The organism is Aquicella lusitana, from assembly GCF_902459475.1.
In the GTDB taxonomy this organism is placed as follows: domain Bacteria; phylum Pseudomonadota; class Gammaproteobacteria; order DSM-16500; family DSM-16500; genus Aquicella; species Aquicella lusitana.
The window spans coordinates 1,299,553-1,313,464 of record NZ_LR699114.1; the positions used below are offsets into that span (position 1 = coordinate 1,299,553).

The following is a 13,912-nucleotide window of genomic DNA, read 5'->3' on the forward strand; positions in this document are numbered from 1 at the left end:
TCATTTTTTTTGAATAAACTTGGGTCTTATTCTTTATAAAAACCAGGTGGAGCAAAAATGAAGTTACAGATCAAGGTCACCCAACCCGAAAAACAGGCAAAAACCTGTCTTATCATTGGTCTTTTTGAAGATGGCGCATTAACCGGTACGGCAAAGATCATTGATAAAGCAAGTCATGGTTTTCTGACCCAACTAATTGAGCAGGGTGCATTTGAGGGAAAAATGGGACAAATCCTTCCACTCTATCGCCTGGCTCACACTCAATTTGAACACATCCTGCTCGTTGGCTGCGGCAAAGCGAAAAAGTTCTCCCCCACTGGCTTTCGCAAAGCTGTCATCGCAGCCATGAAAGCGCTCGCGACTTCCAAGACTACGCAGGCAACATGCTATCTGACCGAACTTGAGGTAGATGATAAAACACTTGCCTGGAAGGTACGACAGATTGCCGAAGCAGCGCGGGATGGACTCTATCGTTTTGATTTATTTAAAAGTGAAAAAGAACCTGTCCCTGCTCTGAAAGAATTCATTATTCCACTCAGCGACGTAAAAGAACAGAAAATCTGCGAAGAAGCCCTGAGACAAGGACTTGCGGTTGCCGATGGCGTGCTACTTGCTAAAAATCTTGGCAACACACCAAGCAATGTCTGTACCCCTTCTTTTCTTGCTGAACAGGCTAAAGACCTGGCAAAAGCTTACCCTGCCCTTTCTGTTAAGATTCTCGGTGAAAAAGAAATGCAAAAATTAGGCATGGGTGCGCTGCTCGCCGTTTCACAAGGCAGCGCTGAAGAAGCGAAACTCATCTCCCTTGAGTATAAAGGAACTGCTAAAAAAGAAGCCCCCGTTGCCCTGGTAGGAAAAGGTGTTACTTTCGATACGGGCGGTAACTCATTGAAACCAGCGGATAGTATGGTGGGGATGAAATATGACATGTGCGGCGCCGCCGCTGTTTTGGGGACAATGAAAGCCGTTGCTGAACTTGCATTGCCGCTACACGTCATTGGAGTTGTGGCTGCTGTCGAAAACATGCCTGGCGGAACGGCATACAAACCGGAAGACATTTTAACCAGCATGTCGGGCCAGACCATTGAAGTCATTAGCACAGATGCAGAAGGCAGGTTGGCCTTGGCAGATGCCCTGACCTATTGCGAGCAATTCCACCCTGATGTCGTCATTGATATCGCTACTTTAACGGGTGCCGTCGTCATTGCCTTGGGTACGCATGCAACGGGTTTACTGTCCAACCATGAACCTCTGGCCAAAGCTTTGTTGAAAGCCGGCGAGGAAAGCCATGATCGTGCCTGGCAGTTACCCCTCTGGGAAGAATATCAGGAACAGATCAAAAGTCCTTTTGCTGATATGGCTAATGTAGGTGGACGCACGGCAGGCACCATCACCGCAGGTTGTTTTCTGGCACGATTTGCCAAAAAATTCCATTGGGCACACCTAGATGTCGCCGGCACTGCCGCCATGATGATGGGCGCAAGCGAACGTCAAGCAACAGGGCGGCCTGTTCCCCTGCTGACCCAGTTTTTAATCGATCGTTGCAAATAAGCCATGGCAACAGTCGACTTTTATGTGTTAGAAACACAGAGCGGGCAACAGTCACTGCGCTTTGCCTGCTCTCTGATTGAGAAAGCCTATCAACAGAAACAATCTGTCTACGTGCACACTGTCTCACGGGCAGAAGCAGAGCGAATGGACAAGCTGCTTTGGACGTATCGTGAAGACAGCTTCCTCCCTCATTGTCTTTATCTTGGGAACCAACCCGAGAATGAGCAGCCCGTTCCGATTCAAATCGGCTTTGACACGGCACCGCCCAATCAAAGATTATTGTTGAATTTGACTCAGCAAGTCCCTGTTTTTTATCATCAATTTCAGCATATAATGGAAATTGTTTTTGCTGATCCCGCGATACAGCAGCTAGCGCGGGAACGGTTTCGATATTACCGTGATCAGGGCTGCGAAATGAATACTTATAAAATAAAGGCGAATGAAGCGTGACAATCGATAAGACTTATCACCCCCAATCCATCGAACAGCATTGGTATCAGACCTGGGAAAATAGCGGCTATTTTGCACCTTCAGGTCATGGCGAACCTTATTGCATCATGCTGCCGCCACCCAATGTCACCGGCAGTTTGCACATGGGACACGGATTTGGATTCACGCTTATTGATGTACTCATTCGTTACCAGCGCATGTGCGGCAAAAATACCTTGTGGCAGACGGGAACGGATCATGCCGGCATCGCTACTCAAATGGTAGTAGAAAGAAAACTCAATGCTCAACACAAGACTCGTCATGACCTGGGTCGCGAAGCCTTTGTGAAAAAAATATGGGAATGGAAAGAAGAATCCGGTGGTCAGATTACTCGACAGCTTCGCCGCCTGGGCGCTTCCATGGACTGGCAGCGCGAGCGCTTCACCATGGATCCCGAGCTATCTTACGCAGTACGTGAAGTCTTCATTCGGCTGTACGAGGAAGGACTGATTTACCGTGGTAAACGACTGGTCAACTGGGATCCCGTTCTCCTGACGGCCATCTCCGATCTGGAAGTCATTAATGAGGAAGAAGACGGCAAGCTCTGGCATATCCGCTACCCGCTTGCCAATGGCAAGGATCATATTATCGTCGCCACGACGCGGCCTGAAACCCTGCTGGGTGACGTTGCGATCGCCGTGCACCCTGATGATGAACGCTACAAGCACCTTGTAGGCAAACAGGTACAATTGCCTTTAACAGACCGCACCATTCCCGTGATTGCCGATAACTATGTCGATCCCCTGTTTGGTACCGGCTGTGTAAAAATCACGCCTGCCCATGATTTCAATGACTATGCAGTAGGCGCTCGCCATGGTTTTGAACCGATCAACATCTTCACTCCCACTGCCCATCTGAATGAAAATACACCACCGGCTTACCAGGGCATGGAACGGTTTAAAGCACGCGAGCAAATCGTCAAAGACCTGGAAGCGCATGGCCTTATTGAAAAAGTAGACAAACATAAACTGAAAGTCCCGCGCGGCGATCGATCTCACACGGTGATCGAGCCTTATCTTACGTATCAATGGTATGTGCAATCCAAACCACTCGCTGAGCCTGCGATACGCGCAGTGGAAAACGGCGATATCCGCTTTGTGCCTGATAACTGGAATAAAACTTATTTCCAGTGGATGCACAATATCGAAGATTGGTGTATTAGCCGCCAGCTGTGGTGGGGCCATCGTATTCCTGTCTGGTATGATGAGTCTGGCAAGAGTTACGTAGGGCATGATGAAAGCGATGTGCGTCAGCGTTATCAGCTAGCAGAAGACCTTCCTCTCAAGCAAGATGAAGATGTGCTGGATACTTGGTTTTCTTCCGCGCTCTGGCCCTTTTCTTCGTTGGGTTGGCCCGAGCAGACAGCGGATTTTAAAACTTTCTTTCCTACCAATGTCCTGGTCACCGGTTTTGACATTATCTTTTTCTGGGTCGCCCGCATGATCATGATGAGCCTTAAATTTACCGGACGAGTTCCTTTCCAACAGGTTTACATCACAGGTCTCATTCGTGATGCGGAAGGGCACAAGATGTCAAAATCCAAAGGCAATGTGCTGGATCCCATTGACCTCATTGACGGCATTTCGCTGGATGAGCTGGTGCAAAAGCGCACCTACGGATTGATGCAGCCTGTCATGGCACAGAAAATCACCAAAGCGACGCAAAAAGAGTTTCCGGAAGGCATTCCCGGCTATGGCACCGACGCATTACGTTTTACTTTCTGCTCAGTTGCTTCGTACACACGCGAAATCCGTTTTGATATTAACCGGCTTGCGGGTTATCGCAATTTTTGCAATAAACTCTGGAATGCATCGCGTTATGTTCTGATGAATACGGAAGGTCACGACACAGGCTCGGATCCGACCGCTGCGATGGCTTTTTCATTGCCCGATCGCTGGATTCTGTCACGACTGCAAAATACAATCGAGGAAGCGCATGCGGCGCTTCAACAATACCGGTTCGATCTGCTTGCGCAAGCCCTCTACGATTTTACCTGGAATGAGTTTTGCGACTGGTATCTGGAATTATCAAAACCTATCCTGACTTCCCAGGAGAGCACTACCGAACAGTTGCGCGGCACGCGCCATACGCTCGTCAATGTACTTGAAACTTTATTACGCCTCCTGCATCCACTTATGCCTTTTATCACAGAAGAAATCTGGCAGCGTATTGCGCCACTCACCGGTAAAGAAGGCAAAACAATCATGCTTCAATCCTATCCGCAGCCGGATTCACGTTTCATTAATGAAACCGCTGTCAGGGAGCTGGAATGGATCAAGCAGGTAGTAATAGCTATTCGCACCATTCGCAGTGAAATGAACATTTCCCCTGGCAAACAACTCTCTGTACTCTTTCGCAAGGGTACGGAATCAGACAAGCATAATACTGAACAGCACCAGCATCTACTGATGACATTGGCAAAGCTCGCGTCCATCAACTGGTTATTGGCTGATGAAACACCTCCACAGGCTGCCACCGCCTTTGTCAGTGAACTGGAAATTTTTATTCCGCTTGCTGGCTTTATCAATAAAGAAGAAGAATCCGCACGGCTCAACAAGGAAATAGGGAAACTCCAAAAGGATCTTTCGCTGATTGAAAACAAACTTAATAATCCGCAGTTTGTTGATAAAGCACCCGCTGAAGTTGTTGCAAAAGAACGCGCACGGCAGGAGGAGTTAACATCCACTCTTTTTAAACTCAGGAAACGGCTGGAACAAGTCATGGCGTTTTAATGCGGATATTGATCTAATCGTCATTGCTGCGAAGGTTACCTATTTCGCTGATGAAACTTCACCCGTCATTGCGAGCGTAGCGAAGCAATGATGATATCTTTTTGTTTTTAAATTAATTTTTAAAAGCAAAATTAAAAAAACAACCCTCTGCTCAAATGAATTATAATTTAACTATGATCTACATGGCCGTCAGGAGTCTCGGTATGTTATTACATCAGCGACTCATCAAACAGATAAAAAATCCAGCCCCACAAAGAGCGATAAAAACAGCCGCGATGCTGGATGTGGATCGCACTGTTACCGACCCGGGCGGTGAGTACCTTAATCGGGCAATGATGGATGCCTTGAAAGCACAAGGCATTACTGACATATTCTTTTTTACCACCATGACAGGATTTAATTTTACGCAAGAATTAGCGGGCAAAATTCCAGGCATCGAAAAGTCAAGTGAAGAAAATAGAATTTATACCCGCATGAGAATCATAGAAGAATACAAAAAAGCTGGCTTCAATGTGCGGGCTGTCGTTACTCCAATGGATTGTGTCGGAGATCATCCTGTTGGCTACTGGTATGATGAATATGCAAAAAAATATCAGGCCATACTGGAAAAAAGTAAAACCGCAGAAGATCCGGAACAGCTCGTAAAGGAAGCGAATGGATTTAGTGAGATGCTAAGAAATCAGGATCGGAAAGCATCATTAGTCGCGCATTATCTTTACAATGAGGGTAAATCCCCGAAAGATCGGGAAGATACAAAGGGATTCATGTATGAAAAGCTCATTGAGCACCTTCCTGCTGATATTGATTCGCTTATCTACTTTGATGACTCAGAAAAATGCCAGCAATCTGTACAAAAAGCACATGATAGAATAATGAGTGGTGACGAATCTACTCGTTCCACATTGACAACACAGCCTGAAATACAACAAAACGTTCCGGTAAGTGAAATTAGCATACCCCAATTAAGTGATTTACAAAAAAGAGTTGTACCTACAACCGTGGCTGGTTTTACCTATTTTGATCCGAAGGAAAATGAGGACGAGACTTATAGTGTCGATTATGGCAATTATACCCAGATGATTCATAATCACCATAATCAAGTCGTTCAAGATAAAAAGATGGAATTAGCCATCCAAGGAGAACTCTTTAGAATATTATCCGATCCAGAATTGATGGATGACGCTGTTTATGCTAGAGGTTCAGCGAAAATCAAGGGTATTCCTGTTTCTTTCTCCAAGTTGCCACAGGATTTGTTTGATCAGAATGGAGAAGTTAAAAAGGACGTAGCCGACCAAAATGGTATTTTCATTGATAAGGAACGAATTCAAGAAAGCGCCTTAAGAGATCACTTAGGAATTACAATTCAGGGATTAAGTACCAGAGAAAGACTGATTTTGGAGGCTGCTGTTATGACAGCCAAAAAAAATGTAATTGACATGCTTTATGTCAAACAAACACCGGTTGATACACCTGATGATGAAAAAGGTATCATACATACGACACTAACAAAAAACGCAAATCGGATCGTAAAATACACAATGCAGAAAATGGGTGCCTTGCACTTCAAACCGGATCAGCAACTTCAATTAACAAATGAATCAAAAGGCAAATTGCAAACGATGCTCGATAGCCAATGGGACATTAAAGCCTCTCTCCTACTTCACCGCATCAAATCATTACAAGATATGTATTATGGGTTAGGAAGATCTCGCCATAGCAATGATATAAATAAATTACTTTCAGGCGTGACAAACTTGAAGGCGGACAATGCAAAGGACAAATTTGCCGGCCTGGTTGGACTCTTAGAAACCGAATTTCAAAGGTGTGAAAATGAATTTTGCAAGCCTTTTTTAGGCATAGGAAAAGCAAAAACGACCGATGATTTCATCAAAAGAATAAACAGCGACAGAAATGATTACCACTACCCCCGTCTGTTAGCACTGATATTACAAAGCGCGGAAAATGACCATCCAGGCTGCCTTGCAAAATATCCACCTGATGATAATAAAATATCAAGAATCAAACCTGGCCATCAAACCGAATACGTAAAAATACTTCCCGACTTAATGGATAGTGAAAGCTTAAGAGGAAACGACTTCAAAGAATTTAAGGAATTTGAAAAAGCATTGAATAAAGCCGGCTTTTCCCGCATTCAAATATATAGACTGTATTATAATTATGATCCGGTAGGCATTCCAATGATCAAAGAAACGTGGCCCATATTAAAATCGCTAGATGAGACTACCTTTTCGCAATTCGTTAACGGCGACAAAGAGATTGCTGTAGGAATTGCAAAAATATTAAAACAACCCATTGAAGACATTAAAAACATTAAAGGCGCCATTGATGCCTTAAACAAACGTCACCCTATCGATATGACGCAACAAAAAAAAGTGGCCGCGTCGAAAACCTGAACGGCTCGTTCGTAATAACAGGTACAATCTCATCAACAAATCCGCAACCTTAAGTGTAAAAGTTCCGACTTGATCTGACAGTTACCCGTTTTTCAGTTACGGTTTTACTGTCAGTTCAAGTTGAGATTATCAACTTTTTCCTTCCAGATTCTTTTACCATCAATCAATGTCGCCATCGGAGTTCGGCCACAACACATTTTACCCTGATGTGTGCGTTCATTGTTGTAATAACCGAGCCAATCATCCAGATCTTTTTGCAACTCGTCAATAGTTGTGTAAACTTTCTTTCGGAAAGCAACCTGATAAAACTCATTCAGAATCGTCCTATGAAAGCGTTCACAGATGCCATTGGTCTGGGGTGATTGAGCTTTCGTTTTGGTGTGCTCAATATCATTGAGCGCCAAATACAACTCGTAATCGTGTTGCTCTACCTTGCCGCAAAACTCAGTGCCACGATCCGTTAATACGCGCAGCAAGCCCAAGCCTTGTTCTTCAAAGAATGGCAACACACGATCATTTAACAGGTCAGCAGATGTAATCGGTGTTTTTGTGGTATATAGCTTGCAATGAGCCACTTTGGAGTAGGTATCAACAAATGTTTGCTGATAAATGCGCCCAACACCCTTGAGATTGCCAACATAAAAGGTATCTTGTGAACCAAGATAGCCAGGATGTGCTGTTTCAATTTCACCGCAGGCCATATCATCGTCTTTTTTGCGTTCTAGCGCGGCCAGTTGTGCTTCAGTTAGAATTAAGTTCTCCTCGGCAGATTTCTTTTCCAGTGCGGTTAGACGCTGTTTAAATGATGCCAAATCATGCCTTAGCCAGATGCAACGAACACCGCTAGGAGAAACAAAAACACCTCTTTTCCTAAGCTCATTACTGACTCTTAATTGACCATGCGCGGGGTACTCAATGGCATAGTCCAATACAGCATTCTCTGTAGCTTCATCGGTGCGGTTCTTGATGTTTGGCTGCCGTCTGCTCTTGTCGAACAAGGTCTCAATGCCTCCTTGCTCAACTGCTGATTTATAACGATAAAACGTATCTCTGGAGAAGCCCATTACCTTGCAGGCTCTTGATACATTCCCTAGCTCTTCTGCCAAATTTAACAGACCGACCTTGTTTTTAATGATTTTTTGCGTACACTCGTACATAAGGTTACCTCTTTAATGTTTTGATTTTTACTCGACATAACTATCAAAACGGGTAACCTTACTTTTTTCAAGTAGCAAGTGTCAGATTAGATCGGAACTAATGCACCTTAAGCAATGACGAGAAAAAACATACTGAACGAGCCTGTAAATAAAATTTTGTGACTGCCTATTCTCAGCTAACCCATCGAAATAAGCGATAATAATAAACAGGAATAGGCAAGCATTCAAAATATGCATTAGCTTATTTTAGAAATGAATAAGCTTAAGCTTGTTTTCAGAAAAACCGCCACAACTCCTGATAGAAAGAGTTTGCTGAAGTTGTAACTTTACTTTTTTCAAGCAGCAAGTGTCAGATCAGATCCGAACCGGTTCATGTTAACTATACCAGCTTAACCACTATCTTTTTTGTTTCACCGTATTTTGTGGTTCCTCTATACCCTCTTCAAGCTTCCGGCTATCGATTGATTTCTTTTTCTGACTTTTCTCATACAGCGTAATTAGGGATGAAACATCTGCCAATTTGACAAAATCCCCGCTTGTGGAATTATTTCTCACCAAGCCGTCGCCCGCCAAACCAGCCGAGCTATCTGAATCTGGATTTTCAAAGATCAAAGAGAGCCTTTCGATTTTCTTGCTGATCTGCCGGCGCATGACGGGGTGTTTATTTTTTTCAGGGGCTGGCACAAGCGGCGCACTGGCTGATGGAACCACTACTGTCCGCGCTAACTCTTCCACAATTTTCCTTGTAGACAGTTCAACATTTTTTTCCTGGCTCGCATTCTCAGCTTTAATGATTGGCTTATCCTCACTCATCAGGGAAGGCGGCAGTGCTTCTGTCGCTTTTCCCTTCTCAGCATCCTCAAGCTTAACTGGTTCAACCCGCTCGGGTGTTTTTTCTTCAATCGTTTTTTCAATTTTCTTATCAACCGCCTTCGTCTGCTGCGCTCCCTTCTTTCGCCTGCGGTTTGCACCATCCAGTGCTTGCTGTAACGCTGCTCTTTCTGATTCCAATTTTTCAGCTTTTTCTAAAAGGGTTTTTAAGGTTTTCAATTGAACTACCAGGGTTGTATCAACGCCCTTTTGCTTTTTAATAAAATTAAAATGCGTATGTTTGTGATTGTTATCGTCACGCAATGCGTTTTCTATTATCGCAATATACTGTTTGATTTCAGGAATACTGCCTTTTCCAATCGGATTTTGAACATACTTTTCAAGGGGCTCCAGCTCCTTTCTTATTTGTTCAATCCGTTTTCGTTTGTCATTACCCGATCTTGTATCTGCCTGTGCGGCGGAATAATCCTGCAATTGCCTTAACGCGCCCTTGATTTCACTGTTATGATTTTCAATTGCTTTTTTTGCTGCATCGATTTTGATAATCTGCCTGCATCGCTTGTTAATGATAACACGCTTATTTTGATTCAAAGAAAGTTCCGGCGTTTGACTCAGCTGGTTTGCAGGTACAACTTTCGTGCCTCGCGGTTCGTGTTGAAGCGATTTTTCATACAATCTTTCACCTTTTCTCATCTCTTCCAAATCGATAGCCGCGGTCATTTTTTCATAAAGAAAATAATTTAATTTGGTTTGATCTTTTTCCAGTTTTTGTTCCAGTTCTCTTTGAATAACCTGCAGTTCCTTTACATATCGTTGCAGTGCATATTCGTTTTCAGCTATTTGCTGTCGAAGCTGGCTTCGCTCATACGAATCACCCGTTTCCTCAAACCTTTTTTTATCCACACTAATGCGATCAAGCAACTTGGTAAAATGACCTGTGTAATAGACGAAACGTGGAATAATGACTTTGTTTTTATTTTCAATCAGGACAGCCTGCTTAGCCATTAAACTTTCAATCTCGGCTTTCAACTGCTTTGCTTCGGGCGTCAATCCTTCTTTTGTGCTATTTAAACGGCTGATCGAATCAAAGTTTAAAGCGGACAAAATCGCATTCGCTGTCTGATAATCGCGCCTGTTAAACTGCCTTCTCATAATGGCGATCCATCGCTCCATTGCAATAGTACGTTCATCTTTTGTTTCTTTGGAAAGCAAATCTTTTGCCGCTTCCAGGGCCAGTTGATCAGTAAAATTAAAACAGCGTTGATGGCTCAGCGGTGCTTTGGATTTATCGGCGGGAACTTGGGTAAGATCCGTCAGCTCCTTAACAAGATGCATGCTGATGCATTCCTGTATGTCCGCATACTTATTCACTGCCTTGCGATAGAGTTTTTTTAATTTTTTAAATCGCTTTGGCTCATTTTTAAGAGACGCGGCATTCGCCAGCAAATATGCTTCCATCTCTCCTATCAAACCCAAAAGAGTAGGCCTTTCGCCCTGAATTGCTATACTAATTTTATTAACTAACTCGCTTTCTCTCGCTGACCTTGTTGATGACATTTTGGGGCCTCCCATTGGCCTTGGTTATTATTCAAACACTGCTCTTTTCTTTAACACTATGAGAATAAATAAAAAAATCTTTAAAAGCGTAACACCTGAAGCTTAAGGAAAACTTAAGAATGAAGAATCAATGTATGAGAAAAAACTTGCTTGAACAATCTGAAAAGCTGGGTCATTGCTCATTGTTGCGATGCCAGTGAAACCTGACATCGCCACGCCAAGTCAAGACCGCTTCTTATTCCGCTTCCAACAGCCGGGCTTGTTTCACGACCGCATCAAGCGCCTTCAGCGTTTCAAGTAATTCGCGCATTTTCTGCAAAGGCCACATATTGGGACCGTCAGAAGGCGCTTGATCAGGATTTGGATGGGTTTCCATAAAAATACCGGCAACCCCCGCTGCAATTGCCGCGCGTGCAAGCACGGGTACAAATTGACGCTGGCCGCTGGATTTGGTTCCACCGCCGCCGGGCAGTTGCACGGAGTGGGTAGCATCAAAAACAACCGGACAGCCGGTTTCACGCATAACGGCGAGTGAACGCATATCCGACACGAGATTATTGTAGCCAAAGGATGCGCCACGCTCGCAAACCATAATCTGCGCATTGCCTGTTTCACGCGCTTTATCCACTACATGTTTCATTTCCCAGGGAGAAAGAAACTGGCCTTTTTTAATGTTAACCGGCAAGCCCTGCTCGGCGACACGCCGGATATAATTGGTTTGTCTGCACAAAAAAGCGGGCGTCTGCAGAACGTCGACCACGCTTGCCACTTCTTCGATGGGTGTATCTTCATGCACATCCGTTAATACAGGCACCCCCAGCTGCTTTTTAACTGCATCGAGTATACGCAAACCTGCTTCCATACCCGGACCGCGATAGCTGTGCTGCGAAGTGCGGTTCGCCTTATCAAATGAAGATTTATAAATAAATGGAATACCCAGGGCTTGTGTGATCGCTTTTAGCTCGCCGGCCGTATCGATAGCAAACTGTTCACTTTCAATAACGCAGGGGCCTGCGATTAAAAAGAAAGGTTGATCCAAGCCCGTTTTAAAGCTGCATAATTTCATTTTGTCATGACCTCTGCTTTTTCTTTGCTCTCATGATAGGCTTTGGCAGCGCGTATAAAACCAATAAACAGGGGATGGCCATCGCGCGGCGTGGAGGTAAATTCCGGATGAAACTGGCAGCCAATAAACCAGGGATGATCCGGCAACTCAACCAGCTCCACCAGTTTGTCCTTTACTGATCGTCCCGATACTTTCATGCCCGCTTTTTCAATAGCGGGCAGCAGATTATTATTCACTTCGTAACGGTGGCGATGACGTTCAACAATCACATCTTTGCCATACAGGCGATGTGCCAATGAGCCGGGTACCAGATCACAAGCCTGGCCACCTAGACGCATGGTGCCGCCTACGTCCGATTTTTCACTGCGAAGTTCTCGCGTACCTTTTTGATCAATCCATTCTGTTACCAGTGCAACAACAGGATAAGGTGTATCGGCATTAAATTCCGTGCTGCAGGCACCCGGCATGTTTGCCTTGTGGCGAGCGTATTCGATCATTGCAATTTGCATACCCAGGCAGATGCCAAAATAGGGAATCTTGTTTTCGCGTGCATACTGAGCAGCCAGAATTTTGCCTTCCGTGCCACGCTTCCCAAAACCCGGTGCCACCAGAATAGCGTCCAACAACGTCAGCATTTTCGCCGCGCCCTTTTGTTCCAGCTCTTCTGAATCAATGTATTCAATATTTACGCGGGTACGTGTCTGTATGCCTGCGTGCTTCAACGCTTCAGACAGGGATTTATAAGAATCGGTCAAATCCACATATTTCCCAACCATGCCGATGGTGACTTCTACATCGGGATGGCGATAAGCATCAACCACACGCTCCCACTCGCTGAGATCAGCCGGCTTGGCTTTCAGCCCCAGATGCTGCACCACAATCCTGTCCAAACCTTGCTCATGCAAAGAAATAGGTAGTTGGTATATAAAATCCACATCCAGCAGTGGAATAACCGCTTCTTTTTCCACGTTGGTAAAGAGAGCAATTTTGGAGCGCGCACTATCGGAAATGGGTCTATCGCTACGGCAGAGTAAGATGTCGGGCTGAATACCAATGGAGCGTAATTCTTTAACAGAGTGCTGTGTAGGTTTGGTCTTGATTTCGCCGGCAGTGGGAATAAAAGGCAACAGAGTCAAATGGATAAACAGGGTATTCTGACGGCCTAATTCCATACGCATTTGACGAATAGCTTCCAGGAAAGGCAGTGACTCAATATCGCCCACGGTACCGCCAATTTCAATCAGCGCAACATCCACATCGCCTGCGCCCTGGGCAATACATTGCTTGATCTCATCCGTAATATGGGGAATGACTTGTACGGTGCCACCCAGGTAATCTCCCTTGCGCTCTTTGCGGATCACGTTGGCATAAATACGGCCTGTAGTAAAATTGTTCGCCTTGGTCATTTTGACCCGTACAAAGCGCTCATAATGACCCAGATCCAGGTCTGTTTCTGCCCCGTCTTCGGTGACAAACACTTCGCCATGCTGGAAGGGATTCATGGTACCCGGATCCACATTGATATAGGGATCCAGCTTCATTAAATTGACGCGAAGACCGCGTGCTTCAAGGATGGTGCCTAACGACGCTGCGGCAACGCCTTTGCCCAAAGAAGAAACCACGCCGCCTGTAATAAATATGTATTTTGTCATGGTGATGAATTATATCTGAATGATGAACAATATTGAAAAAATTTTGCTTGGAGAGTAACAAAAAGCCTTTTCCACCGCAACGCCACCTGATAAATTAATCAGATGTTAGCTTTATTTTCATCACCTTGCTTAATTCTTGACTCCCACCCCATATCATTTTAGGCTGTACAGGTTAAATGGATAAGCGTTCCCAAACTAGGAGATGATTTCAATGCTAATGCGAATCTTTGTAGCCCTGATTATTATCATCGCAATTGCAGTCGGTATTTTTGCTCTTGTGCTTCCCCGCGACCAACTGGTCAAATTGATTGTATTCCGTGATTTCTTTGATGTGACCCTGCCCATCCTTGCCTTTGGCGCACTCGTCAAATATCTCTGCACCTGCTGCCATCACCATAACCATTGTCACGATAAGAAAGACTGATTTATCTTGCTGAAAGAAGTTGTGATTGGAGAGTGCTAG

Annotated in this window: 9 protein-coding genes; 5 read left to right on the forward strand and 4 right to left on the reverse strand. The window is 44.7% G+C overall.

Features of this window, described 5'->3' with window-relative positions; translation table 11 throughout:
- The first annotated feature begins 57 nt into the window (after positions 1–57).
- The 4 genes from AQUSIP_RS05965 to AQUSIP_RS05980 all read left to right on the forward strand — a co-directional run bounded on the left by AQUSIP_RS05965 (position 58) and on the right by AQUSIP_RS05980 (position 7,186).
- The gene (locus AQUSIP_RS05965) at positions 58–1,551 is read left to right on the forward strand and encodes a leucyl aminopeptidase (protein ID WP_114834539.1); all 1,494 of its coding nucleotides are present in this window, start codon (positions 58–60) and stop codon (positions 1,549–1,551) included.
- Between the two features lie 3 nt (positions 1,552–1,554).
- Positions 1,555–2,001: a DNA polymerase III subunit chi gene (locus AQUSIP_RS05970; protein ID WP_114834538.1), complete on the forward strand. Its 447-nt coding sequence runs from the start codon at positions 1,555–1,557 to the stop codon at positions 1,999–2,001.
- Positions 2,002–2,003: 2 nt separating this feature from the next.
- Positions 2,004–4,772 (forward strand): valine--tRNA ligase, encoded by a 2,769-nt coding sequence (locus AQUSIP_RS05975; protein ID WP_114834599.1) that lies wholly within the window; start codon positions 2,004–2,006, stop codon positions 4,770–4,772.
- 203 nt (positions 4,773–4,975) lie between these two features.
- The gene (locus AQUSIP_RS05980; RefSeq protein WP_114834537.1) at positions 4,976–7,186 is read left to right on the forward strand and encodes a hypothetical protein; all 2,211 of its coding nucleotides are present in this window, start codon (positions 4,976–4,978) and stop codon (positions 7,184–7,186) included.
- A gap of 110 nt (positions 7,187–7,296) precedes the next feature.
- On the opposite strand, the gene AQUSIP_RS05985 is transcribed toward AQUSIP_RS05980, so the two are convergent.
- The 4 genes from AQUSIP_RS05985 to AQUSIP_RS06000 all read right to left on the reverse strand — a co-directional run bounded on the left by AQUSIP_RS05985 (position 7,297) and on the right by AQUSIP_RS06000 (position 13,449).
- Complete coding sequence (locus AQUSIP_RS05985) at positions 7,297–8,343, reverse strand: IS481 family transposase (protein ID WP_114835537.1); 1,047 nt, start codon at positions 8,341–8,343, stop codon at positions 7,297–7,299.
- Between the two features lie 396 nt (positions 8,344–8,739).
- Positions 8,740–10,731, reverse strand: a complete 1,992-nt coding sequence (locus tag AQUSIP_RS05990; RefSeq protein WP_170131874.1) for a RasGEF domain-containing protein — start codon at positions 10,729–10,731, stop codon at positions 8,740–8,742.
- A 235-nt stretch (positions 10,732–10,966) separates the two neighbouring features.
- Positions 10,967–11,797: a 3-deoxy-8-phosphooctulonate synthase gene (gene kdsA / locus AQUSIP_RS05995; protein ID WP_114835235.1), complete on the reverse strand. Its 831-nt coding sequence runs from the start codon at positions 11,795–11,797 to the stop codon at positions 10,967–10,969.
- Positions 11,794–13,449: a CTP synthase gene (locus AQUSIP_RS06000; RefSeq protein WP_114835236.1), complete on the reverse strand. Its 1,656-nt coding sequence runs from the start codon at positions 13,447–13,449 to the stop codon at positions 11,794–11,796. Before AQUSIP_RS06000 ends, kdsA begins: the two co-directional genes overlap by 4 nt.
- 211 nt (positions 13,450–13,660) lie before the next feature.
- Between AQUSIP_RS06000 and AQUSIP_RS06005 the strand changes: the two genes are divergently transcribed.
- Entirely contained in the window at positions 13,661–13,873 is a 213-nt protein-coding gene (locus AQUSIP_RS06005; RefSeq protein WP_114835237.1) for a hypothetical protein, read from the forward strand.
- The last annotated feature ends 39 nt before the right edge of the window (positions 13,874–13,912 follow it).

Coding starts and splice junctions, on each gene's coding strand:
- AQUSIP_RS05970 (WP_114834538.1), top strand. CDS start 1,555: ATGGCAACAGTCGACTTTTATGTGTTAGAAACACAGAGCGGGCAACAG.
- AQUSIP_RS06000 (WP_114835236.1), bottom strand. CDS start 13,449: ATGACAAAATACATATTTATTACAGGCGGCGTGGTTTCTTCTTTGGGC.
- AQUSIP_RS05965 (WP_114834539.1), top strand. CDS start 58: ATGAAGTTACAGATCAAGGTCACCCAACCCGAAAAACAGGCAAAAACC.
- AQUSIP_RS06005 (WP_114835237.1), top strand. CDS start 13,661: ATGCTAATGCGAATCTTTGTAGCCCTGATTATTATCATCGCAATTGCA.
- AQUSIP_RS05980 (WP_114834537.1), top strand. CDS start 4,976: ATGTTATTACATCAGCGACTCATCAAACAGATAAAAAATCCAGCCCCA.
- AQUSIP_RS05990 (WP_170131874.1), bottom strand. CDS start 10,731: ATGTCATCAACAAGGTCAGCGAGAGAAAGCGAGTTAGTTAATAAAATT.
- AQUSIP_RS05985 (WP_114835537.1), bottom strand. CDS start 8,343: ATGTACGAGTGTACGCAAAAAATCATTAAAAACAAGGTCGGTCTGTTA.
- kdsA (WP_114835235.1), bottom strand. CDS start 11,797: ATGAAATTATGCAGCTTTAAAACGGGCTTGGATCAACCTTTCTTTTTA.